The following is a 23,482-nucleotide window of genomic DNA, read 5'->3' on the forward strand; positions in this document are numbered from 1 at the left end:
TGCCGGCTCAGCTGGTCGCTTCGTACAGCGGAGCCAGGGCGCGGTCGGTGTCGAGGGTCGGCAGGAGGGCGTCGCAGATCTCGCGGAGCTGCCTCACCTGGGCCGGGGTCAGCGGGTCCAGCACGTGCCGCCGCACGGCCTCGACGTGACCGGGTGCCGCCGCGACGACGGCCTCCCAGCCGGCGGTCGTGAGGCGGGCGTTGGTGGCCCGTCCGTCCTGGGGACACGGGAACCGCTCGACCAGCCCCCGGTCCTCGAGCCGGCGCACGACGTGGGAGAGCCGGGGGAGGGTGGCGTTGGTGCGCGCGGCGAGGGCCGTCATCCGCAGCGTGCGCTCGGGCGACTCGGAGAGCATCGCGAGCACGTAGTAGTCGAAGTGCGTGAGCTGGGAGTCACGGCGCAGCTGCGCGTCGAGCGCGCTGGGCAGCAGCTCCACCACGGCGATCAGGCGCAGCCATGCCGCGCGCTCGTCCGCGTCCAGCCATCTCGGTTCCATGGGACGAGTCTAGCGAATACTTGAAGGAACAACTAAATCGTGTATGGTGTTACTTGAAGCAACAACCAAACCGAAGGCGACACCCGTCGCCCAGACCCAGGAGCACCTCATGGCACACCTCTCCATCATCGGCACCGGCAACATGGGCCAGGCCATCGCGGCCGTCGCGGGCCGCGGCGGACACACCGTCCAGCTGCTCGGCCAGGGCGACACCGCGACGCAGGTCACCGGCGAGATCGTGGTCCTCGCCGTCCCGTACCCGGCCGTCAGCACCGTCCTCGCCGAGCGCGGTGACAGCCTGGCCGGCAAGGTCGTCGTCGACATCACCAACCCGCTGAACTTCGAGACCTTCGACTCCCTCACCGTCGCGTCCGACGGCTCCGCCACGGCCGAGATCGCCGAGGCCCTTCCGCAGTCCCGCGTGCTGAAGGCGTTCAACACCAACTTCGCGGGCACCCTCGCGGCGGGCACCGTCGGCCCGCTCGGCACCACGGTCCTCATCGCCGGCGACGACGCCGACGCCAAGAGCGACCTGGCCGGGGTGATCACCTCCGGTGGCCTCGAGGCCATCGACGCGGGCTCCCTCTCGCGCGCTCGCGAGCTCGAGGCGATCGGCTTCCTGCAGATCACCCTCGCCGCCGGCGAGAAGGTCGCCTGGACGGGTGGCTTCGGCGTCGTCGCCGCCTGACCCAGCCGGCTGACCAAGCCAGTCACGTATGCCGCGGCCGCCCCGGAGAGGGGCGGGCGCGGCATACGTCGACTGGGCGTCAGCTGGTGAGGAGCACGAGCTGTTGGGTGGCGCGGGTCATCGCGACGTAGCGGTCGACGGCACCCTCGATGCCCTCGCCGAAGGCCTCCGGGTCGACCAGCACCACGAGGTCGAACTCCAGGCCCTTGGCGAGCTCGGGCGTGAGCGACCGGACCCGGCCGTTCGCCGCGAAGGACGGGTCGCCGATGACGCACCCGACCCCTTCGGGATGGGCAGCGAGCCAGGTGTCGACGACCGACCGGAGGTCTGCGGCGGACCCGTGCACCACCGGCAACCCGTTGCGGCGGATGGAGGTCGGGACGTTGGCGTCGGGCAGCGCGGCGCGGATCACCGGCGCGGCCTCGGCCATCACCTCCTCGGGCGTGCGGTAGTTGATGCTGAGCGAGGACAGCGTGCTGCGGTCCAGCCCCACCCGCTCGAGCCGCTCCTGCCACGACTCGGTGAAGCCGTGCCGCGCCTGTGCCCGGTCTCCCACGATCGTGAAGCTGCGGGAGGGGCACCGGGCCAACAGCATCTGCCACTCGGCGTCGGTGAGCTCCTGTGCCTCGTCGACGACGATGTGCGCGAACGGTCCGGCGAGCAGGTCCTGGTCGACGTCCCGGAGGGCGTCCTCGTCGACCCAGCGGTCCTTGAGGTCCTGTCCCTTGAGCATCGACATGACCTTCATCTCGGAGTCGTCGGTCGCGATGAGGTGCTCGACCACCTGCGCCATCTGCTCGCGCTCAGCCGCGACCGCCGCCTCCTGCCGGCGCCGGCGGCGGGACGCCTCGGGGTCGCCGAGCCGCTGCCGGGCGGCATCGAGCAGGGGCAGGTCGGACGTCGTCCAGGCCTGGGCGTCCTTGCGCTGCAGCGACCTCACCTCGTCCGGGCTCAGCCACGGGGCGCACATCCGCAGGTAGGCCGGTACCGACCAGAGGTCACCGACCAGGTCGGTCGCCTCGACGAAGGGCCAGGCCCGGTTGAGCGCGTCCTGCAGCTCGCGGTCCTGCTGGAGCGACCTGCGCAGCAGCTGGGTCGGCACGTCCTCGTCGTGCTGGTCGACGATGATCGTCACCAGCTCCTCCCAGACCTGGTCGCGCGCCTCGTTGTGGGGAGTCCCCGGGTCGGCGGCGTCGAACGCCGTCGCCCAGTCGTCGGGGGTGAGCCGCGCGTCGTCCCAGGGCGTGGTGACCGTCATCGCCTCGGTCGGTGGTTCCTCGTAGAACCGCACGGCCTGGTCGACCGCACGCACGAGTTCGGCCGAGGACTTGAGGCCGGCCACCTCGGGGTCTGCCTCGACCTGCGCGGTGCCGCCCTCGGGCACGAGGTCGCGCACGGTACAGGTCTGGACGCCCTCCTCACCCAGGCTGGGCAGCACGTCCGAGACGTAGGCTAGGTAGGGCTGGTGCGGGCCCACGAACAGCACGCCACCGCGCCGATGACCCAGCCTCGGGTCCGCATAGAGCAGGTATGCCGAGCGGTGCAGTGCCACGACCGTCTTGCCCGTGCCGGGCCCACCGTCCACCACGAGCGCGCCGCGGGAGCTCGCTCGGATGATGGAGTCCTGGTCGGCCTGGATCGTGCCGAGGACGTCGCGCATCCGCGCCGAGCGGTTGCTGCCCAGGCTGGCGATGAACGCCGACTGGTCGTCCAGGGCCGCAGCGTGACCCGTGAACCCCTCCGCGGTGAAGACCTCGTCCCAGTAGTCGTTCACCCGGCCGCGCGACCAGCGGTAGCGGCGCCGGAAGGTCAGGCCCATCGGGTTCGCGTGGGTCGCCGCGAAGAACGGCTCGGCCGCGGGGGAGCGCCAGTCGACCAACAGCTGGCGGCCGGTGCGATCGGTGAGCCCGAGCCGGCCGACGTAGACCGGCTCGCCTCCGGAGCCGGCCGCCGAGCCGGCGGGCACCATGTGCCCGAGGCACAGGTCGAGCCCGAACCGACGCAGGGCGCGCAGCCGAGCGGTCAGCCGGTGCACCTCGAGGTCGCGTTCCAGCACCTCCTGGCCGGCTCGCGCCGGTGCCGTGCGCTCGGCGTCCAGGCGCTCGGACAGCTCGGTGATGGTCTCCTCGAGGCTCCGTCGGATGGCTTGGAAGTGCTCCTCGTCGCGGGCGATGAGGCCCGGGTCTGCCTTCGCCGAGAGGTGGTCCGGCAGGTCGAACGCCCCTACCTCCTGCTCGTCGAAACTCTGAGCCCGTACTTCGCGGTCGACCTCGTGCATGCGGCGGCTGCCCCCTTCGTTCGTCCCGGTCACGAGGGACGATTCTGAGGCAGCAGTAGGGCCTTGCCGCAAGGCCCCCTGTGCGCTATACGTTGGAGAGGGAAGACAGGTGGACTTCCCGGTGCACCTACCGGCGAGGAGGGGTCGCCGCCCAGATGGGTGCGATCTCCTTGCGGTAGCCGCGCCCGAAGATCCCTCCGATGATCGACAGGACCGGCGCGGGCACACTGGCGGTGATGCCCGCACGCTCCTCGGGTGACGCGCCGTCGAGCACCCACGAGAAGAACCGACCGCCGCGGGCCAGGCCGGTCTTGCCGAACGCCCTGCCCATGGCCTTGATCTCGGGGGTGTCCTTGTTGGCCTGGTAAACCGGTTCGAGCTCGGCCTCCTCGTGGTCGAGGTGCGCCACCGTCACGGTGCGCAGGGTCTCGAAGCAGGCCTTGGCGGCGGCGGCCTGCGCGTCGCCGGGGTCGCGCAGCAGACCGGCCATGGCGACGCGGGTCTCGGCGAGCGCGGCAGCCATGGTGTCGTGCTCGGCGTCCATGGCGTCGAGCAGCTCGGTGCTCACTCCCACCGCGTGCAGCGCCGGCCAGGCGATCTGGTGCTCGCCCTCGTGGTGGTGGGTGAGCTGGTCGTCGAAGTTCGCCCACGCGGTGGCGAGCTGGGCGGCCCTGGCGCGGTCGCCGGGCTGGAACGTCCCGAGCGCGGTGATGAACCGGTCGAGGTCGCGCCGGAAGGCGCCGTGGATGGCCTTGTTCATGCTCATCTCTCCCATGGCAGGACTGTAGGGCCGCAGCCCGGATCCGTGAACCGTCAACAGGCGGGGCCGGGTAGCCTTCCCTCACCGATCCGCATCCCCTGCGGGGCTGGCACGTGCGCCTTCTCCCCGGGAGGGGCCCCACCGAGAGGCACTGATGAGGAGTCGACTCGCCAGCCTCGTGCTGCGGGCCAGCCGCTGGACCGCCGTGGGGGAGGTGCCCCGGACCGGGGTCCTCGTGGGCGCGCCGCACACCTCCAACTGGGACTTCGTGATGATGCTGCTCATCATGTGGCGAGGTGGCGTGACCCCTCGGGTGCTGATCAAGAAGGAGCTGTTCAAGGGTCCGTTGGGCTGGCTGCTGCCGAGGCTCGGTGGGCTCCCGCTCGACCGGGACAACCCTGGAGCCGTGGTGCGGGAGCTGGTGCGTGAGGCGCGCAGTGGCGAGCCCTTCCTGCTGATCCTCGCGGCGGAGGGTACGCGCCAGAAGGGCGAGTACTGGAAGTCCGGCTTCTGGCGCATCGCGCGCTCGGCCAAGCTCCCGATCGCCCTTGCCTTCATCGACGGGCCTACTCGCACAGCAGGATTCGGTCCGACGATCACGGCCACTGCTGACGTCGTGGCCGACATGGACAAGGTCAGGGAGTTCTACCGCGACAAGCGCGGCATCCACCCCGAGCTGCGCACCGAGCCCCGCCTGCGCGAGGAGCAGCGCTAGGGCAGACTGCAGTGAGGCAGCTCTCGACCAGGACCGGAGGAGGCAGCGTGGCGGAGCGCAACGTCCTGGGTGGCGAGCTGGAGGAGTGTGGCACGAGCCCGATGACGGGCTTCTACCGCGACGGCTGCTGCACGTCGGGGCCGGAGGACCTGGGCAGCCACACGATCTGTGCCGTGGTCACGAGCGAGTTCCTCGAGCACCAGCGCGGCATCGGCAACGACCTCTCGACCCCGATGCCCGAGTACGGCTTCCCCGGCCTGGTGCCGGGTGACCGCTGGTGCGTCACCGCCCTGAACTGGGCCCGGGCCCACCGGGACGGAGCCGCAGCGCACGTCGTGCTCGCGGCCACCAACGAGGCGGTGCTGCGGGTGGTGCCCCTCGAGGCCCTGCGTCAGCACGCCGTCGACGTGCCGCCGGACCTGAGCTCGCTGACCTGAGCTCCCTGACCTGCGCGGGCTCAGCCCTTCTTGAGCTGTCGCCACCCACCGGCGCGGTTGTTGGCGATGATCTGGCGCAGGAACTCCAGGAGCGCCGGCTCGTCGATGGGGTCGCCCTCCCAGAACGCGATGGTCCGGGCGGTGGTGTTGTCGTGGCCGCCGGTCACGAGGCCGTGTGGGTCCGGAACGATCGCACCGTCGTAGACGAACAGGTTGACGTGGTCCTTCGTGGCCAGCAGCGCACACACGTTGCCGGCCAGGGCGAAGTAGGGCTGGACCCGTCGCTTGACGACCTCGCGCACCTCGGGATCGGCGGTGTGGATGATGTCGCGCAGGTGCTGGCACAGCTCGCTGCCAGCCCGGCAGCGGCTCGAGGTAGGCGTCCACGCCCGGGTCCCGGTGGTAGGTGTCCATGAGAGGTAGACCGGCGCGCTGGGGCCGACTCATCGGCATACCGGCTTGCTGGTGGTCAGCGCAGCGGCGCGCTCGGGGCGATGGCCGAGGCGAGCGGGAAGAGGACGGTGAAGGTGGATCCCTGCCCGAGCACGGAGTCGACCCTGATCGTGCCCTCGTGCCCGTCGACGATCGCCTGCACGATCGACAGCCCGAGGCCGGTGCCCTGCACGGCGCGCTCGGTGGCGTCGGTCGACCTGAAGAACCGGCGGAAGACCTGTCGCTGGTCCTCCTCCGAGATCCCGTAACCGCTGTCGCTGACCACCAGTCGCGCCTTGGCGCCGCCCCGCTCGTCCCGCACGATGTCGAGGGTCAGCGTCACGATGCCGCCGTCGGGCGTGAACTTCACCGCGTTGGACAACAGGTTCAGGACGACCCGTTCGATGGCGGTGTCGTCGCCGTCCACCGTGACCGGTCGGCTGGCGATCTCGTGGCGCAGGTGGAGGTTTCGCCGCTGGGTGAGAGGACCGGTGGCCTCCCAGGCGTGGTCGACGATGGCGGCGAGGTCGCAGGGTCGTTTGGCCAGGTTGAGCTGGCCGGACTCGATCCGCGAGTTGAGCAGCAGGTCCTCGATCAGGCCCAACAGCCGTCGTCCGTTGCGGTCGATCCGGGACACCAGGTCGAGCTGCTTGGGCGACATCTCCCCGACGGCCCCGTCCTCGAGCATCTCGGTGTACCCGAGCACGCTGGCCAGCGGGGTCCGGAACTCGTGGCTGACGGAGGAGAGGAAGTCGGTCTTGGTCTGGTCGAGGGCGGTGAGCTCCTCGACCGCGTTTCGCTCGCGCTGCAGCGCGAGCTGGACCGCCTCGGACGCGACCCGGCGCTCGGTGACGTCCTCGGCAACGCCGATGTAGCCGATCACCGAGCCGTCCTGGTCGACGATGGGGCTGATCGTGAGGTCGACCACGATCCGCTTCTGGTCGCTGGTCACCCAGGTCCAGTCGCGGGTCTCGCTGCGGCCGGCCTGGTCGAGCCCGTGGACCAGCACCTGTGGGCCCGGCGACAGGCCGAGCTCCGCGGCCCGGGCGGCCACCTCGGCCGGCTCGTGCAGCTCGACCCAGTTGAGCGAGCCGACGACGTCCTCGGACTGGTAGCCCAGCAGGTTCGTGGCCCCGCGGTTGAAGAGGGTGATGGTGCCGGTGGAGTCGGTGCCGATGATGGCGGTGGCCGCTGCCGAGTTCAGCACGGTCTGGGTGAAGGTCGCCTCGCTGAAGAGGTCGGCCAGCGCGTCGCGACGCTGGGCCGACGCCACGGCCAGCGCCAGACCGGTGACGGCGGCGGTGACGAGGAACGCCTGCGTGAGTGCCCCCACCGTCTCCGGGGCGACGGCGCCGGACTTTCCGGCGATGGCGAACGGCCCGTAGCCCTCGCTGGTGAGCCCGACCACGATGACCCCCAGCACCGCCAGCTGGGTGGCGAGGGCCCGCAGGTCCAGCCGCGTCGCCCCCCAGACGAGGACGGGCAGGGGGAGGAAGGCGAGGGGAAGGCCGTTGGTCGACGCGAAGACCCAGAGGGTGACGGCGAGCAGGACGATGCCCTGGAGGAGGTCCTCCAACCGCCACGGGATCGTCGCCTTGGTGGAGACGGCGACCCCGAGTGGCGCGAGCGTCAGCACTGCAGCCGCATGGGAGGCGGTCACGGCGTACGCGGTCGGGAAGAAGGTGCGGTCGAGGGCGTAGGTGACGATGAGGCCGGCCAGCACGCCGAAGACGAGCGCCCCCGCAAGCGTCGCGAGCAGGAGCCGCCCCAGGTCGTCCAGCGCGGCCAGCCTGGGGCGGCGGCTGCCCCGGGTCATCGCCCACCAGACCACCGCGGCCTCGGCGGTGTTGGCGAACCCGAAGTAGGTCGCCACGAGCGGCGTCCGTCCGCCGTACCAGTTCGCCAGGCCGCTGCTCACGACCATCCCGGCCAGCACGATGGCAGCTCGTCGGCGGTTGGGTCCGGTGGCGAGGAGGAACGCGACCCCCAGACCCGCAGCCGGCCACCAGACGGCCACCGACGAACCGGGTGGGGCGAACCGCACCGCCGTCGCACCGAGGACGAAGATGCCGACCAGCACCAGCCCTGCGGCCACGTCCCACCGACGGAGGAGGGCAAGCGCGCGGTTCACCGCGCTCCGCCCGGCCCGACCAACCCCCGAGCCACCGGCGGCACGGGAGGGCGATCCTCCGGGCAGGTGGGCATGGGTCATTCTTGCGCAGCAAGCACCCAGAGGTGGGGGACATCGGAGGTGTCGCCTCGCGAGGAAACTCGGCAGAGGTTCCACCCGGATCTCCCACATCGTCCGTCCCAGGGGGTGTGGAGTGGTGTGCGGGAGGCAGGAAAGGGGGCCGGCGCGGAGCCGCGTGAGGACGACGTCCCAGACCTCGCGACACTTTCCGGCGCTGGACTAGTCTCCGGACTGAGGAAGGGAGACGCCGTGACCGTGCAGTCCAGGACCACCCCCGCAGTCTCGTTCACGCTCAACGGCGCCCCCATCGAGGTGGCCGTCGAGGCCGGCGTCAGTCTCCTCGACCTGCTCCGCGAACGCCTCGACCTGACCGGCACCAAGAAGGGCTGCAACCAGGGGGCCTGCGGGGTCTGTACCGTCCTCGTCGACGGCCGGCGCGTGCTGGGATGCCTCACCCTCGTGGCGCAGCTCGACGCCCGCGAGGTGACCACGATCGAGGGCGTCGGCACCCCGGAACAGCCGCACGACCTCCAGCGGGCCTTCATCGGCGCCGACGGGTTCCAGTGCGGCTACTGCACCTCGGGCCAGATCTGCTCGGCCCTCGGGATGTTGCGCGAGCTCGCTGACGGTGTGCCGAGCGCTGTCGCCGAACACGTTGCAGCGCAACCCGGTTCGAGTGAGCTGGAGATGCGCGAACGGATGAGCGGCAACCTGTGTCGCTGTGGCGCCTACAACGGCATCGTGGACGCCATCGCTGCCTACGCCGACGCCGCGGGCGGTCACCGATGAGACCGGTCTCGTATGCCGTGCCCGCCAGCGTCGACGAGGCGCTGGCTGCCATCGCCGACCTGCCCGGCGCGAAGTTCCTCGGCGGGGGGACCAACCTGGTCGACCTCATGCGCGAGGGGATCGAGGCGCCCGACGTCCTGGTCGACGTGACCAGGCTGCCGCTGGCGGAGATCACCGAGACCGCCGACGGTGGTCTGCGCATCGGGTCCGGCGTCCGCAACACCGACCTCGCCGCGCACCCGTTGCTGCGCGGGCGCTACCCCGTCGTGGCCCAGGCCGTGGTCATGGGTGCCTCCGGCCAGATCCGCAACATGGCGACCGTGGGGGGCAACCTGCTGCAGCGCACCCGGTGCCTCTACTTCTACGACCAGGCGGCCGCCTGCAACAAGCGCGAGCGGGGCGCTGGCTGCGACGCCGCCGCCGGCCACAACCGGATGGGCGCCATCCTCGGGGCGAGCGAGCACTGTGTGGCCGTGCACCCGTCCGACCTCGCGGTGGCGCTGGTGCTGCTCGACGCCCAGGTCGAGGTGGTGAGCCGCAGCGGCACCCGGACGATCTCCGTCGGCGACTTCCACCGCCTGCCGGGCCAGACCCCCGACGTCGACACGACGCTGGCCGCCGACGAGCTGGTCACGGCCGTGCTCCTGCCGCCGGAGCCCCTGGCCCTCCGGTCGCGCTACCGCAAGGTCCGCGACCGTGCTTCCTATGCCTTCGCCCTGGTGTCGGTCGCTGCCGCACTCGAGGTGCGTGACGACAGCGTCACCCAGGTGCGGGTCGCCCTCGGCGGCGTGGCCCACAAGCCTTGGCGCGCAACGGTTCTCGAGGAGCAGCTGACCGGTCGGTCCGCCACCGACGAGGAGTTCGAGCGCGCCGCCCGGGCCGAGCTGGCGCAGGCGGTCGGAGGGCCCGACACCGAGTTCAAGATCGGGCTGGCGGTCCGCACCATCACCGCGACCCTGCGCCGCCTGCGCGACGAAGGGGGCGCGGCATGACGATCGCCCCGGAGCGCACGACCACGACCGCGCCGCCGACGGAGGTTCCCGCCGGCGCCCCCGGCCCGGCCATCGGGCGTGCCGTGGACCGGGTCGACGGGCTGGCGAAAGCCACGGGTACGGCACGGTTCTCGGCCGAGTACCCGATCCCGGGACTCACCCACGCGGTCCTCGTCCACGCGCCGATCGCCCGCGGTCGCATCACCGCCCTGGACACCACGGTCGCTGAGGCGCACCCGGGCGTGGTCCTCGTCCTGACCCACCACAACGCCCCGCGGCTCACGCCGCCCCCTGCCCGGATGAACCCGATGGACCTGTCGACCATGGCGGCCGGCAGCACGATCCCGTTCCTCAACACCGACGAGGTGCACGTCGACGGCCAGCCGGTCGCGGCCGTCGTGGCCGAGACCCTCGAAGCCGCCCAGTACGCGGCCTCGCTGGTCCGGGTCGAGTACCTCGAGGTCACGCCGACCGGCGACTTCGACGCCGAGCTCGGCAACTCCACACCGGTCCGCTCGATGCCCGTCATGCCGCCGACCGGGGGCAAGCGCGGTGACGCGCGGGCGGCATACGGGAGGTCTCCGGTGCAGGTGGACCTCGCCTTCAGCACCCCGCAGCACAACCACAACGCCCTCGAGCCGCACGCGACGACCGCCGAGTGGGACGGTGACCGGCTCACGGTGTACGAAGGCTGCCAGAACATCGACTGGACACAGAAGTACCTCGCCAAGCGGTTCGGGATATCTGCCGGTGACGTGCACGTCGTGGCGAAGTTCGTCGGCGGCGCGTTCGGGGGCAAGTCGAAGGTGTGGGCCGCGACCCTCATCGCCTGCATGGCGGCGAAGGTCGCCCAGCGACCGGTGCGGCTGGCCCTCACCCGCGAAGGTGTCTACCGGACCGTCGGGGGTCGCACCCCGACCCGACAGCGGGTGGCGATCGGCGCCTCGGCCTCGGGCCACATGGAGGCCCTGATCCACGAGGTGACCTCGCGCAAGGGCAGGGTGGGTGGCGAGGCCGACCAGGTCGTGGCCTGCAGCCTCGACCTCTACGACGCCGCGACGATCCTGGCCGAGCAGCGGATCGTCGAGCTGGACCTCATGCCCAACACCGCGATGCGCGCGCCGGGGGAGGCGCAGGGCAGCTTCGCCGTCGAGTCCGCGGTGGACGAGCTCGCCGTGGTGCTGGGGCTGGACCCGGTCGACCTGCGGCTGCGCAACCAGCCGGGGGAGCGCAGCCCGGTGCACGGCACCCGCTACTCGCACCGCCGGCTCGCGCAGACCCTCGAACGCGGACGCGATCTCTTCGGCTGGGCCGACCGACCCGCGCCCGGCACCCGCGATGGCAAGGACCTCGTCGGGTGGGGCGTCGCCGCAGCCATCCACCCGTCCTGGGAGTTCATCGCGAACGTCCAGCTCACCGTCGACGCGACCGGTGGCGTCACCCTGGCCTGCGCATTCCACGAGATGGGCATGGGCACGGCGACCGTGGTCGGCCAGATGGTCGCGGACTGCCTCGACGTGCCGCTCGAGCGGGTGACCGCCGTCTACGGCGACTCCGACCTGCCGATGGGTCCCGGCGCCGGTGGCTCGGGGCAGACCGCCAGCCTGGCCGCCTCGATCGAGCGGGCCTGCCGCGCGATGCGCAAGCGCCTCGACTCCCTGTCCGATCGCGTGGGTATGCCGGATGGTTCCGACCCGGGGGAGGTCCTGTCCCGCGCGGGCGAGGGATCGCTGACCGTGGAGGTCGGGGCCGACAGCGGACCGCGGGCGACGTGGGGGCAGGTGCGGTTCCTGTCGAAGATGGTGCTCGACAGCCGGCGGTGGATGAAAGCGGCCACCGGGGCGCACTTCTGCGAGGTCCGCGTCGACGCCGACACCGGGGAGCTCCGCGTGACCCGGTGGACCAGCGTGTTCGACGTGGGCCGGGTCGTGAACCCCAAGACCACCCACAGCCAGCTGCGCGGGGGCATCGTCATGGGTCTGGGGCTCGCGATGGGGGAGGAGACGCTGATCGACACCCGCAGCGCGCGGATCATGAACCCCAGCCTGGCCGAGTACCACGTGCCGGTCCATGCGGACGTGCCCCACCTCGACATCCACACCCTCGACGACCCCGACCCGCAGATGCCGCTGGGCATCCTCGGAGCCGGTGAGGTGGGCATCGTCGGGGTCGGTGCCGCGGTGGCCAACGCGGTGCGCCACGCCACCGGTCGCCGGGTCACCGACCTGCCGCTGACGCTGGACCGCATCGTGGGCTGAGCGACCGTCCCGGAGGCGCCTCGGAACCGGGCTTGACCTTGACGCAGGGTCAGGGTTGCACCCTTGCGTCATGACCACACCACCACCCATCATCGAGATCGTCGGGCTCACCAAGTCCTACGCCGACCACGAGGTGCTCAAGGGCGTCGACCTGACCGTCCGCCAGGGCGCCATCCACGCCCTGCTCGGCTCGAACGGAGCCGGCAAGACCACCGTCGTGCGGACCCTCTCCACCCTGCTCAAGGCCGACAGCGGCACGGCTGTGGTGCACGGCCACGACGTCGCCACCGCCCCGCACCGGGTCCGCGAGTCCATCAGCCTCACCGGCCAGTTCGCGGCCGTCGACGAGGTCCTCACGGGGCGCGAGAACCTCGTCCTCGTCGCCGAGCTGCGCCGACTCCGTGAGCCGGGCGTCGTCGCCGACGAGCTGCTCGCGCGGTTCGACCTCACCGAAGCGGGCGGACGCCGAGCGGGCACCTACTCCGGTGGCATGCGCCGCCGGCTGGACATCGCGATGAGCCTGATCGGCAACCCGCCGGTGCTCTTCCTCGACGAGCCGACCACCGGGCTCGACCCGCAGTCGCGGCTCGAGGTCTGGGCCACCATCCGGGAGCTCGCCGGACGAGGCACCACGGTGCTCCTCACGACGCAGTACCTCGACGAGGCCGAGCAGCTGGCCGACCGGATCGCGATCCTGCACGAGGGCCGGATCATCGCCGACGGCACGCTGGCCGAGCTCAAGCAGCTCTTCCCGCCGGCCGAGGTCGAGTACGTCGAGAAGCAGCCGTCGCTCGAGGAGATCTTCCTCGCCATCGTCGGCCACGACCACGACCACCACGACACCCACGCACCCGCCGCCCCGTCGAACCCTGCAAAGGACGCCCGATGACCACCGACCTCGTCCACGACACCACGGTCCTGCTCAAGCGCTCGCTCCGGCACATCCTGCGCAGCCCCGACACCATCATCACCACGGCGGTCACGCCGATCGCCATGCTGCTGCTGTTCGTCTACGTCTTCGGCGGCGCGATCGACGTCGGCGGGGCCAACTACGTCACCTACCTGCTCCCGGGGATCCTGCTCATCACCGTCGCGTCCGGGATCGCCTACACCGCGTTCCGGCTCTTCACCGACGTCTCGGGCGGCATCTTCGAGCGATTCCAGTCGATGCCGATCACCAGGTCGGCGCTGCTCTGGAGCCACGTGCTCACGTCCGTCGTCGCCAACCTGACGTCGCTCGTGCTCGTCGTGCTGGTCGCCCTGGTGATGGGGTTCCGTTCCGGTGCAGGGGTGCTCGCCTGGCTCGCGGTCCTCGGGATCATGGTGCTGTTCACGCTCGCCCTGACCTGGCTGGCCGTGATCCCGGGCCTCACGGCGAAGTCGGTGGACGGCGTGAGCGGGTTCTCCTACCCGCTGATCTTCCTGCCGTTCGTCAGCTCGGCCTTCGTGCCCACGGCGGGGATGCCCGGCCCGGTGCGCTGGTTCGCGGAGCACCAGCCGGTCACCTCGATCGTCAACACCATCCGCGCGCTCTACGCCGAGCAGCCGCTGGGCAACGACGGCTGGCTCGCCCTGGCGTGGTGCGTCGCGCTGCTGCTGGTGGCCTACGCCCTCGCGATGCGCACCTACCGCACCAAGGTCGCCTGAAGCGCGAGGATGGGAGCCATGCTCACGATCAGCCAGCTCGCGTCGTACGCCGGCGTGACCGTGCGTGCCGTCCGGCACTACCACGCCAAGGGCCTGCTGCCCGAGCCCGAGCGCGACGCGTCGGGATACCGGCGCTATGACGCGGCCGCCGTCGTCGAGCTCGTGCGGATCCGCACGCTCGCCGACGCCGGCGTCCCGCTGGCCAGGGTGCAGGAGCTGCTGGTCGCGGATGACGAGGAGTTCGCGGCGGCGGTCGAGGACATCGACCGCCGCCTGCGCTCGGAGATCCGCCAGCGCCAGCGGCACCGCGAGCGGATCGCGCAGCTCGTCGCGGGCGAGAGCCTCGCCCTGCCGCCCGAGGCGGTGGCCTACCTCACGCGGCTGCGCAGCCTGGACGTCCCCGAGGAGATGGTCGAGGCCGAGCGCGATGCGTGGATCCTCGTGGCCGCGCAGATCCCCGAGCGGATGGCGTTCTACATGGAGACCAAGGAACGACAGCTCGACGACCCCAACGTGCGTGACCTCTACCGCGACCTGGCCGAGATCACGCAGTGGTCGGCGGACGACCCGCGCCTCGACCAGGCGGCCGAACGGCTGGCCGTGCAGTTCGAGCAGGTGCCCGACGACGCGTGGGATCAGGAGATGCTGCCCCAGGACCTCGCCGACCTGCTGGACGGCGTCTTCCTCTCGTCCGTGCCCGGCGCCCGTCGCATCCTCGCGCGGCTCGAGCAGCTCGGCTGGACCGGGTGGACCAACATCCAGCGGCTGGAGCCAGCCGGCTGACGGCGCGGTGTGCCACGTGGCCGAGCCACGCGGCATACCGCACCGCTCAGGCGGTGGCCTTGCGCGTGAAGGTGAGGTGCGTGACCCCGCTCGGGGTGGAGACCGCCTCGATGTCGTAGGTGTCCTCGATGCCCTCCAGGCCGTCCCAGATCCGCACCCCACGGCCGAGCAGGATGGGCACCTGCACGAGGTGCAGGTGGTCGACCAACCCGGCGAGGACGAAGTCGCGGACCACCGTGGCGCCACCGCCGATCCGGATGTCCTGGTCTCCCGCTGCCGCGCGAGCCTGCTCCAGGGCCTCGGCCGGGCTGGCGTCGAGGAAGTGGAACGTCGTGCCGCCCTCCATCTCGATCGAGGGCTGGGCGTGGTGGGTCAAGACGAAGGTGGGCGTGTGGAACGGCGGGTTGGGCCCCCACCAGCCCCGCCACTCGGGGTCGTCCTGCCAGCCGGGCGGCCCGAACTTGTTGGCGCCCATGATCTCCGCACCGATGCCCGGGGTGTGCCGTTCGGCGAAGGCGTTGTCGCCCCCGAGCGACCCCCGGCTCTCGTCCCAGTAGCGGGTCGCGAACATCCACTCGTGGAGTCGCTCACCGGCGTGGCCGAAGGGGGCCTCGAGGGACTGTGGCTCGCCGGTGGCGAAGCCGTCGAGCGAGATCGACAGGTTGTGGACCCGCGTGATGGACATGGTGCTCTCCTCAGGTGGTGGACTGGACGTGTGCGACGCAGGTGCGAGCCGTCGGCCTGGCCTCGAGCCTCGCTGGCGCGATTGGCTCGCCGCACACCTCGCAGAGACCGTAGCTGCCGCCGCGCAGTCGGGCCATGGCCGCATCGATCTGGGCTAGCTGGTCCTGAGCCGCGCCGATCAGGGAGGACAGCTGCGAGCGTTCGTAGGCGATGGTCTGGCCCTCGGGGTCGTGCTCGTCGTCGGCGTTGGAGTCCTGCGAGGCAGCGAACAGCGACTGGAGGTCGCTGGTCATGGACGCCAGCCGAGCACGCACCTCGTCGCGCTCCTCGCGGAGCCGCTCGTCGACGGCGTTGCGGTCGACCTCCACGGCGGACTCTCCAGGACCGTCGGGCTCAACCATGGAGGGTCGGTCGGTAGACGAGCTCCTGGATGTCATGGTCGAGGGTCCGGTGCTCGACCAGCTCCAGGTCGAAGTCGGCAGCCCCTGCGAAGATCGGACCCAGACCGGTCTGGCCGGTGATGACCGGGAAGATCGACACCTGGACGAAGTCGACGAGGCCTGCGGCCATGAGGGCCCGGTTCATCGCGAGACTTCCGTGTGAGCGCAACGGCACATCGGACTCCTCCTTGAGGCGGGCGACCACGTCGAGGGCATCGCCCCTCGCGATCGTGGCGTCCGGCCAGTCGAGCGGTCCGTCGAGGGTCGACGACACCACGATCGCTGGGAGGTTCACCATGCGGGTGACCCACGGGTCGCGCACCTCGGAGTCCTCGGTGCTGTCGGCCAACATGTCGACGAACGCCCGGAAGGTGTTGGCGCCGAACACCATCCGCTGGTCCTCGGCGTAGAGGTCGAGGCGGTGGTCGAGCAGCTCCGGGCCCTGCTTCCCCCAGTAGCCGGTCCAGTCGCCGCTGGCGGCGCCGTAGCCGTCGAGGCTGCTGAAGACGTCGAAGGTGTAGGTGGCTGTCATGGGTCTCTCCCGTCCTGTGGGTCGTGTGGGCGTTCGGTTGCTACCGATGCAGACCCGCGCCGACCGGCGAACTCATCGTCGCCCGCGTCGCTGCCCGGCGGTGGGCACCGGGTGCGGCTCACGCCCTGGGTGGTCGGTAGAGCTCCGCGACGGCCGCCTCGATGTCGTCCCCCTCGACGTCCACCGGCTCGACGTAGAGACGACCCTCGGCGACCAGGTCGTCGCGGATGACGAGCACGATGACACCACGCATCGAGAAGCCGGAGCCGTCGACGTGGTGTCCGCCCCAGTCGACCTCCGCCCACTCGGTGTCGCCGTCGACGATGTGGGCCAACAGCTCGGCGTGGAAGTCGGGGACTCCCTCGAAGACGGAGGTCCAGTTGGCGAGCACCTGGGCGCGGCCCCGGAAGGCGCGGCCGGGGTGCGCCGGCTGGGCACTCACGTAGTCCTCGGCGAAGTGCGACGCGAAACGATCGGCGTCGTGGGCGTTCTGGGCCTCCGTGAGGCGCTCCATCATGCTCGTCATCGGCCTGCTGTTCATGGGCACCTGCTGTTCATCCACCTGCTGTTCATCGGCCTGCTGTTCATCGGCTCAGACCCACCGCCGCACGCGAGAACGGTAGGCCTCGTACTCGGCCCCGAACTTGCCGGCCAGGTAACGCTCTTCGGGACGGATCGCGCCCCACCAGAGTGCGGCCACACCGATCGGCACGAGGACCAACGCCCAGAACGAGTGTGCGAGCAGCGCCCATCCGACGTCGAGGGCGACGAGCCCCACGTAGAGCGGGTTCCGGCTCAGCCGGAACGGCCCCGACTGGAGCACGAGAACGGTGGCCCCGCCGGGCAGCACCGCGGTGTCGTGGGTGGCCATGTGGGCCAGCGTCCAGCCGTTCCATAGCACGAACGCGACGACCAGGGCCCAGCCGACCCACCGGACTGCCGAGCCGGTGACCGCGACGGGGTCGTCCGTGGCCGCGCTCAGGAAGAGCCCCGCGGCGAGCGGCACCCCCAGGGCCACCGGTGGCCAGATCCGGAACGCAGGCGCATCCACGACTGCCATCGTCGCCCGACGAAGTCCGGTCGGCAAGAGCCGGCGGCTGGTCAGGTCAGGGCCGGTCGAGCTCCGCGAAGACCGGGCGACCCAGGGAAGGGTCGGTGAGCAACCGGCTGAAGTCGGTGGTGTTGCGCGAGATCGAGATGAGCAGCTTGCCGTCGGCCAGCGTGATGCCGGGGTGGGCCAGCGGCGCGTACTGGAGCTGCCCGGACGGGTCCTGGAAGTCCGCCCGCGTGCCGCGCCGGGCGGTCCAGGGGCCGACGGGGGAGTCGGACGTCCAGGCGTAGACGGTGTTGCCGAGGTCGCCGTCGCGCTTGGAGACGATGACGTACCGGCCGTCGAGCACGTCCACCGACAGGGTCTGCGAGACTCCTCCGCGAGCCGGCAGGACGACCGCCGCCCGCGACGGCTCGCCCACCCAGGCCGTCCCGTCCCAGAACTGCCACGTCGCGCGGTCGCGCGCGTCGCCGATCGGTGCGCGGGCGGCATACAGGGCCCGTCCGAACGAGTCCTTGCTGGGCAGGCGGGTGCCGTAGACGTAGAGCCAGCCACCCCGGACCGTCATGGCCGAGCCCCAGTTGACCTGGTCGGCGGCCGTGCTGTCGGGGGTGATGTCGAGCTGCTCCCGCAGGGTCGGTGCGCCCCCGGGTGCGACGTCGAAGAGGGACGCGCTGCTCCCGAGGTAGGTGAAGTCCAAGCCGCCCGCCGTGCCTCGACGGATGCGGGCCGAGACGACGACGAGGACGTCGTCCTCGGGCCGCGACACCGACACCACGGACATCGGCCAGTGCACGACGCCATCGGCGCGGTCCGGGATCACCGGCCCCTGACCGGCCGCCTCGACCTGCGACGTGCACAGGCCGCTGGTCACGAGCATGGAGTTGGCGACGATGCGCGGGGTGATGCCGTCGCCGCGCACGGTGTCGCCGAACACCCAGACGATCCGGTCGTCGGGAAGCCGCGCGCTCGCCCCGATGTCGCCGGCCTGCCACAGGGGGAGGTCGAGACCCGCGACGATCCGGTTGAGCTGGGCGACCGTCACCGCCGGCGGCTTCCCGGTCGGCGTCACCCGGGCGCAGGCCGGCGTCAACCGCGGGTATGCCGCGTAGCCGGGCGTCGTGCCACCGCCGCCACCGGGCGTGGTGGAGCAGCCCGTGAGCACCGCGGTGAGCACCAGCCCGAGCGCTGCGCCCCCGAGGAGGCAAGGGGTGGCGCGGGGCATGGCGGCAATCCTAGGGACGCGACACGCGGACCCAACATGTGGTGCCACGAATTCGTGCCACCACCCGCATATGGTGTCTCTTGCTGGTCCGGAGACCGCGCAATCGGTCTCCGGGGCAAGAGGGAACCCGGTGCGAATCCGGGACTGCCCCGCAGCGGTAAGCGGAAACGACCGCCGTCATCAAGCACTGCTCGCACCACGCGGGTGGGAAGCGACGGCCAGTAGGAACCGCCCCGACGACCCGAGCTCGCCAGAGCTCACCCCACGGTCGCCGAGGCGAAGGTCCGCGAGTCCGAAGACCTGCCAGCGACCGCACACGCCGTGTGCGGTGAGTCGTGGCCTCGAGGGCGGGTCACACGACCTGCACAGACGACCGCACCCGGTTTCCCGAGGCGGTGGCTGTGTCGTCGTCCCCTCCTCGACCCGCGGCACCGAATCGCTCGCGAGGAGAGAGCAGTGACCGACACGACCACTGAGGTCATCGACGACATCCCGGCCGTCGAACCCCCGACCGCCCGCCGCACGACCATGGCCGTGCGCAAGCGCAACGGCGACAGCGAACCCGTCGACGTCATGAAGATCGTCCGGGCGGTGGAGCGCTGGTGCGACGACCTCACCGAGGTCGACCCGATGGCCATCGCCACCCGCACCATCAGCGGCCTCTACGACGGCGCGACGACCGCCGAGCTCGACCGGCTGTCGATCCAGACCGCCGCAGAGATGACGGCCGCCGAGCCCGAGTACTCGCGGCTGGCCGCCCGACTGCTGTCCAACTACATCGACAAGGAGGTGCGCGGCCAGCAGATCGCGTCGTTCAGCCAGGCCGTGCGGCTCGGCCACCTCGAGGGGCTGATCGGTGACGAGACCGCTGCCTTCGTCGAGGCGAACGCCCGCAAGCTCGACCACGCGGTGGACGTCAGCAACGACCGCCGGTTCGAGTACTTCGGGCTGCGGACCGTCTACGACCGCTACCTGCTGCGCCACCCCGACACCCGGATGGTGCTGGAGACGCCGCAGTACTTCCTGCTGCGGGTCGCCTGCGGCCTGTCGCACACGCCACAGGAGGCGATCGGGTTCTACCGGCTGATGGCGTCGCTGGCCTACCTGCCCAGCTCGCCGACCCTCTTCAACTCCGGCACCCGGCACACCCAGATGTCGTCGTGCTACCTCGTCGACTCTCCCCAGGACGAGCTCGAGTCGATCTACGACCGCTATGCGCAGGTCGCCAAGCTCTCGAAGTTCGCTGGTGGCATTGGCATCTCGTGGTCACGGGTGCGGTCGCGCGGGGCCCTCATCCGTGGCACGAACGGCCACTCCAACGGCATCGTCCCGTGGCTGCGCACCCTCGACTCGTCGGTGTCCGCGGTCAACCAGGGTGGTCGTCGCAAGGGTGCCGCGTGCGTCTACCTCGAGCCGTGGCACCCCGACATCGAGGAGTTCCTCGAGCTGCGCGACAACACCGGCGAGGACGCCCGGCGCACCCACAACCTCAACCTCGCCAACTGGGTGCCCGACGAGTTCATGCGCCGCGTCGAGGCCGACGAGCAGTGGAGCCTCATCGACCCGAACGAGGTGCCCGAGCTGCCGGACCTCTGGGGGCCGGCCTTCGAGGAGGCGTATGCCGCCGCGGAGCGCGACGGGCGCTTCGTGCGACAGGTCAGTGCGCGCGAGCTCTACGGCAAGATGATGCGGACCCTGGCCCAGACCGGCAACGGCTGGATGACCTTCAAGGACGCCAGCAACCGCACCTGCAACCAGACCAGCGACGACCAGCGCCCGGGAGCACCGGTGGTGCACCTGTCGAACCTGTGCACCGAGATCATCGAGGTCTCCAGCAACGACGAGACCGCCGTCTGCAACCTCGGCTCGGTCAACCTCGCCCAGCACCTCACCCCCGGGCGCGACGCGGTCGACTGGGAGAAGCTGCGCGCCACGGTCCGCACTGCGGTCACCTACCTCGACCGGGTGATCGACATCAACTACTACCCGAGCGAGGAGTCGGCGGCGTCCAACCCGCGCTGGCGCCCCGTGGGGCTGGGCGTGATGGGGCTGCAGGACGTGATGTTCGCGTTGCGCCTGCCCTTCGACTCGCCGCAGGCGCAGGAGCTGTCCACGCGGATCGCCGAGGAGGTCTACCTCTCGGCCCTCGAGCGCTCCAGCCAGCTGGCCGCCGAGCACGGTGCGCACCCGGCATACGAGCAGACGCGCGCAGCGCGTGGTGACCTGCAGCCCGACCTCTGGGACGTCACCCCGACCCAGACCGAGCGCTGGGACCTCGTGCGCAAGGCCATCAAGGAGAACGGACTTCGCAACTCGCTGCTCATCGCCATCGCCCCGACGGCCACCATCGCGTCGATCGCGGGCGCCTACGAGTGCATCGAGCCGCAGGTGTCCAACCTGTTCAAGCGCGAGACCCTGTCGGGGGAGTTCCTGCAGGTCAACACGGCGCTGGTCCGCGAGCTCAAGGCGCGCGGGCTGTGGACTCCCGAGGTGCGCGAGGCGATCAAGCGCAGCGACGGGTCGGTGCAGGGCATCGCGGAGATCCCCGAGGACGTCCGGGTGTTGTTCCGCACCGCGTGGGAGCTGCCCCAGAAGTCGCTCATCGAGCTCGCCGCGGCCCGCCAGCCCTACATCGACCAGAGCCAGTCGCTCAACCTGTTCCTCGCGTCGCCGACGATCGGGAAGCTCAGCTCGATGTACCTCTACGCGTGGAAGGCCGGGCTGAAGACGACCTACTACCTGCGGTCGCGTCCGGCCACCCGCATCCAGCAGGCCACCATCTCGATGGCCTCGACCCGCCAGACCCCGACCCCACCGCAGGGATCTCAGCCAATTGGAACGTCGTTGACGCCCGAGACCCTGCCCACCGTCGTGACCGACGAGGAGGCCATCGCGTGCTCCCTCGAGAACCCCGAGAGCTGCGAGGCCTGCCAGTGACCATCGACCAGACGACCGACACCACCGTGGCCACCGACCACTCGGCCACTCGGATGCTCCTCGACCCGGGGATGAACCTCACCCTGCGGCCGATGCGCTACCCGCACTTCTACGAGCGCTACCGCGACGCGATCAAGAACACCTGGACCGTCGAGGAGGTCGACCTGCACTCCGACCTCAAGGACCTGCAGCGGCTGACCGCCGCCGAGCGGCACCTCGTCGGCCGGCTGGTGGCGTTCTTCGCCACCGGCGACACCATCGTCGCGAACAACCTGGTGCTCAACCTCTACCAGCACATCAACTCCCCGGAGGGCCGGCTCTACCTGAGCCGGCAGCTGTTCGAGGAGGCCGTGCACGTGCAGTTCTACCTGACCCTGCTCGACACCTACGTCCCCGACGAGAAGGAGCGGCACGAGGCGTTCTCGGCCGTCGACAACATCCCGTCGATCAAGGACAAGGCCGACTTCTGCTTCCGGTGGATCGACTCGGTGTTCGACCTCGACAAGCTGGAGACCAAGGAGCACCGGCGGGCCTTCCTGCTCAACGTGATCTGCTTCGCGGCCTGCATCGAGGGACTGTTCTTCTACGGCGCGTTCGCCTACGTCTACTTCCTCCGGTCGCGCGGCCTGCTCAACGGCCTCGCGAGCGGCACGAACTGGGTGTTCCGCGACGAGTCGATGCACATGGCGTTCGCGTTCGACGTGGTGGAGACGGTGCGCCGCGAGGAGCCGGACCTCTTCGACGACGAGCTCGCCGACCAGGTGCGGGCGATGATGCGTGACGCCGTCGACGCGGAGGCGCAGTTCGCGCATGACCTGTTGGGCGGGGGAGTGGCGGGGCTCTCGACGACCGACATGCGCACCTACCTCGAGTCGGTGGCGGATCGCCGGCTGGAGCAGCTGGGGCTCGAGCCGGAGTACGGCTCGAAGAACCCGTTGGCCTTCATGGAGCTGCAGGACGTGCAGGAGCTGTCGAACTTCTTCGAGCGTCGCGTCTCGGCCTACCAGGTCGGCGTGTCGGGATCCGTCGAGTTCGGTGAAGAGTTCTAGGGACGAGGACATCTAGGCGGGGGCCGAGCAGGTATGCCGGGTGGTCACCATGGGGGGCGACCGCCCGGCATACCCCTGTCGTCGCTCGCCGCCAGCTCACCACCAGCCCTGGCGGCGCGCCCAGCGCAGCAGCCACAGGCTGATCGACGCCATCACGGCGAGCACGATGATGAGCTGCACCCAGTGGGTGCTGCCGTTGACGATGACGTTCATGCCGTAGATCGACGCGATGGCGGTGACCGGCAGCGTGATCGCCGCGATGACGGCCAGCCGCTCCATCGCCACGGTCATCTTCGTGGTGACCCTGGTCTGGTAGAGCTCGATCACCCCGAAGAGGAACTGGCTCTCGCCGTCGGCGAGGCTGCGCACCCGGTCGAACTGCTCGGACAGGTCGCGGGCGTGGCGCTGCGACTCCTCGCTGGCGAACCGCTCGAGCGAGGCCAGCCGCCCGTAGATCTCGTGCGCCTGGCCGGCCTGGGTCCGCGAGATCAGCAGCTCGTGGCGCAGCAGGAAGAGCTCCTCGAGCAGCTCCTCGGGCTGGTGGAAGTCCGAGCCCATCACCCGCATCTCCAGCGCCGGGAGCCGGCTCGCGACGTCCTTGACTGCCGCACTCTGCCGTCGCGCCACGGCCGAGCCGATCGCGTAGGACAGCTCGCTCGGGGTCTTCGGCCGGAACCGACCGGCCCGCATCCGCTCCTGGACGGTGCGGGTCTCCTCGGTCGCGTCCGCGAGGGAGACGGCCGGGTTGCGCGGCCCGTGCACGGTCACGAGGTAGCGACCACCCACGAGCTGGTCGAGCTCGAGCATGTGGACGTGACCGCCCTCGCCGGCCAGCGGGGTGTGCACGATGACGAACGTGTGGTGCTCGTAGCCGTGCACGGACGGCACGAAGTTCCTTTCACGACAAGCCTTCACGACCATGGGGTGGGCGTGGAAGTGGTCGCGCAGGAGCGCCTCGGCGGCGTCGTCGAACTCGGGGATGTCGACCCAGACGAAGCCCTCGTCGCGGCGCAACAGGTCGTCGACCTGCCTGACGTCGTGCCCCTCGAGCCCGGCGTCGGACACCCACCAGGCGTCCATCACGGCTGTTCGCTCCAG

General features: G+C 70.7%; 23 protein-coding genes and 1 riboswitch. Of the genes, 11 read left to right on the plus strand and 12 right to left on the minus strand.

Features of this window, described 5'->3' with window-relative positions; genetic code table 11:
- Positions 1-7: 7 nt before the first annotated feature.
- Complete coding sequence (locus ASG91_RS01655; RefSeq protein ID WP_056920862.1) at positions 8-496, minus strand: MarR family winged helix-turn-helix transcriptional regulator; 489 nt, start codon at positions 494-496, stop codon at positions 8-10.
- A gap of 109 nt (positions 497-605) precedes the next feature.
- Here ASG91_RS01655 and ASG91_RS01660 point away from each other — a divergent pair, with 109 nt between their 5' ends.
- The gene (locus ASG91_RS01660) at positions 606-1,184 is read left to right on the plus strand and encodes an NADPH-dependent F420 reductase (protein ID WP_056920863.1); all 579 of its coding nucleotides are present in this window, start codon (positions 606-608) and stop codon (positions 1,182-1,184) included.
- A gap of 79 nt (positions 1,185-1,263) precedes the next feature.
- On the opposite strand, the gene helR is transcribed toward ASG91_RS01660, so the two are convergent.
- Complete coding sequence (gene helR / locus ASG91_RS01665) at positions 1,264-3,462, minus strand: RNA polymerase recycling motor ATPase HelR (protein ID WP_056920864.1); 2,199 nt, start codon at positions 3,460-3,462, stop codon at positions 1,264-1,266.
- Positions 3,463-3,589: 127 nt separating this feature from the next.
- Positions 3,590-4,237 carry a hemerythrin domain-containing protein gene (locus ASG91_RS01670; protein ID WP_082593826.1) on the minus strand — a complete coding sequence of 216 codons (648 nt, stop codon included), beginning with the start codon at positions 4,235-4,237 and terminating at the stop codon, positions 3,590-3,592.
- A gap of 139 nt (positions 4,238-4,376) precedes the next feature.
- On the opposite strand from ASG91_RS01670, the gene ASG91_RS01675 reads away from it, so the two are divergent.
- Together ASG91_RS01675 and ASG91_RS01680 are read left to right on the plus strand one after the other, a co-directional pair.
- Positions 4,377-4,937 (plus strand): 1-acyl-sn-glycerol-3-phosphate acyltransferase, encoded by a 561-nt coding sequence (locus tag ASG91_RS01675; RefSeq protein WP_056920866.1) that lies wholly within the window; start codon positions 4,377-4,379, stop codon positions 4,935-4,937.
- Positions 4,938-4,984: 47 nt separating this feature from the next.
- Positions 4,985-5,374 carry a DUF2237 family protein gene (locus tag ASG91_RS01680; RefSeq protein ID WP_056920867.1) on the plus strand — a complete coding sequence of 130 codons (390 nt, stop codon included), beginning with the start codon at positions 4,985-4,987 and terminating at the stop codon, positions 5,372-5,374.
- 20 nt (positions 5,375-5,394) lie between these two features.
- On the opposite strand, the gene ASG91_RS01685 is transcribed toward ASG91_RS01680, so the two are convergent.
- Together ASG91_RS01685 and ASG91_RS01690 are read right to left on the minus strand one after the other, a co-directional pair.
- Positions 5,395-5,676 carry a DUF1801 domain-containing protein gene (locus ASG91_RS01685; protein ID WP_235545314.1) on the minus strand — a complete coding sequence of 94 codons (282 nt, stop codon included), beginning with the start codon at positions 5,674-5,676 and terminating at the stop codon, positions 5,395-5,397.
- A 167-nt stretch (positions 5,677-5,843) separates the two neighbouring features.
- Positions 5,844-7,937, minus strand: coding sequence for an ATP-binding protein (locus ASG91_RS01690; RefSeq protein WP_056920868.1), 2,094 nt, complete (start codon positions 7,935-7,937; stop codon positions 5,844-5,846).
- 309 nt (positions 7,938-8,246) lie between these two features.
- Here ASG91_RS01690 and ASG91_RS20020 point away from each other — a divergent pair, with 309 nt between their 5' ends.
- The 6 genes from ASG91_RS20020 to ASG91_RS01720 all read left to right on the plus strand — a co-directional run bounded on the left by ASG91_RS20020 (position 8,247) and on the right by ASG91_RS01720 (position 14,466).
- The gene (locus ASG91_RS20020) at positions 8,247-8,786 is read left to right on the plus strand and encodes a 2Fe-2S iron-sulfur cluster-binding protein (RefSeq protein ID WP_235545316.1); all 540 of its coding nucleotides are present in this window, start codon (positions 8,247-8,249) and stop codon (positions 8,784-8,786) included.
- Positions 8,783-9,778 carry a xanthine dehydrogenase family protein subunit M gene (locus ASG91_RS01700; RefSeq protein ID WP_056920869.1) on the plus strand — a complete coding sequence of 332 codons (996 nt, stop codon included), beginning with the start codon at positions 8,783-8,785 and terminating at the stop codon, positions 9,776-9,778. Before ASG91_RS20020 ends, ASG91_RS01700 begins: the two co-directional genes overlap by 4 nt.
- Positions 9,775-12,036, plus strand: a complete 2,262-nt coding sequence (locus ASG91_RS01705; RefSeq protein ID WP_082593828.1) for a xanthine dehydrogenase family protein molybdopterin-binding subunit — start codon at positions 9,775-9,777, stop codon at positions 12,034-12,036. The genes ASG91_RS01700 and ASG91_RS01705 overlap by 4 nt, the downstream gene beginning before the upstream one ends.
- 70 nt (positions 12,037-12,106) lie before the next feature.
- Complete coding sequence (locus ASG91_RS01710; RefSeq protein WP_056920870.1) at positions 12,107-12,925, plus strand: ABC transporter ATP-binding protein; 819 nt, start codon at positions 12,107-12,109, stop codon at positions 12,923-12,925.
- Positions 12,922-13,683, plus strand: a complete 762-nt coding sequence (locus ASG91_RS01715; RefSeq protein ID WP_056920871.1) for an ABC transporter permease — start codon at positions 12,922-12,924, stop codon at positions 13,681-13,683. Before ASG91_RS01710 ends, ASG91_RS01715 begins: the two co-directional genes overlap by 4 nt.
- An 18-nt stretch (positions 13,684-13,701) precedes the next feature.
- Entirely contained in the window at positions 13,702-14,466 is a 765-nt protein-coding gene (locus ASG91_RS01720) for a MerR family transcriptional regulator (protein ID WP_056920872.1), read from the plus strand.
- A 46-nt stretch (positions 14,467-14,512) separates the two neighbouring features.
- On the opposite strand, the gene ASG91_RS01725 is transcribed toward ASG91_RS01720, so the two are convergent.
- From ASG91_RS01725 to ASG91_RS01750, 6 genes are all read right to left on the minus strand, one after another.
- Entirely contained in the window at positions 14,513-15,151 is a 639-nt protein-coding gene (locus ASG91_RS01725; RefSeq protein ID WP_056920873.1) for a dihydrofolate reductase family protein, read from the minus strand.
- A gap of 10 nt (positions 15,152-15,161) precedes the next feature.
- Complete coding sequence (locus tag ASG91_RS01730) at positions 15,162-15,551, minus strand: TraR/DksA C4-type zinc finger protein (protein ID WP_082593829.1); 390 nt, start codon at positions 15,549-15,551, stop codon at positions 15,162-15,164.
- Entirely contained in the window at positions 15,544-16,122 is a 579-nt protein-coding gene (locus ASG91_RS01735; RefSeq protein WP_056920874.1) for a dihydrofolate reductase family protein, read from the minus strand. Before ASG91_RS01735 ends, ASG91_RS01730 begins: the two co-directional genes overlap by 8 nt.
- 118 nt (positions 16,123-16,240) lie before the next feature.
- The gene (locus ASG91_RS01740; protein ID WP_082593830.1) at positions 16,241-16,663 is read right to left on the minus strand and encodes a nuclear transport factor 2 family protein; all 423 of its coding nucleotides are present in this window, start codon (positions 16,661-16,663) and stop codon (positions 16,241-16,243) included.
- A 51-nt stretch (positions 16,664-16,714) separates the two neighbouring features.
- A complete protein-coding gene (locus tag ASG91_RS01745) occupies positions 16,715-17,173 on the minus strand; it encodes an isoprenylcysteine carboxylmethyltransferase family protein (RefSeq protein WP_056920876.1) in 459 nt (152 codons plus the stop codon).
- Positions 17,174-17,228: 55 nt separating this feature from the next.
- Positions 17,229-18,398, minus strand: coding sequence for a DUF4185 domain-containing protein (locus ASG91_RS01750; protein ID WP_056920877.1), 1,170 nt, complete (start codon positions 18,396-18,398; stop codon positions 17,229-17,231).
- Positions 18,399-18,465: 67 nt separating this feature from the next.
- A riboswitch (cobalamin riboswitch) is annotated at positions 18,466-18,721 on the plus strand.
- Between the two features lie 133 nt (positions 18,722-18,854).
- Here ASG91_RS01750 and ASG91_RS01755 point away from each other — a divergent pair.
- Positions 18,855-21,335, plus strand: a complete 2,481-nt coding sequence (locus tag ASG91_RS01755) for a ribonucleoside-diphosphate reductase subunit alpha (protein WP_235545318.1) — start codon at positions 18,855-18,857, stop codon at positions 21,333-21,335.
- A complete protein-coding gene (locus ASG91_RS01760; RefSeq protein WP_235545320.1) occupies positions 21,332-22,384 on the plus strand; it encodes a ribonucleotide-diphosphate reductase subunit beta in 1,053 nt (350 codons plus the stop codon). The genes ASG91_RS01755 and ASG91_RS01760 overlap by 4 nt, the downstream gene beginning before the upstream one ends.
- Positions 22,385-22,480: 96 nt before the next feature.
- Here ASG91_RS01760 and ASG91_RS01765 read toward each other — a convergent pair whose 3' ends face one another.
- The gene (locus ASG91_RS01765; RefSeq protein WP_056920878.1) at positions 22,481-23,464 is read right to left on the minus strand and encodes a magnesium transporter CorA family protein; all 984 of its coding nucleotides are present in this window, start codon (positions 23,462-23,464) and stop codon (positions 22,481-22,483) included.
- Between the last annotated feature and the right edge of the window lie 18 nt (positions 23,465-23,482).

The organism is Phycicoccus sp. Soil802, assembly GCF_001429605.1.
GTDB lineage: Bacteria > Actinomycetota > Actinomycetes > Actinomycetales > Dermatophilaceae > Pedococcus.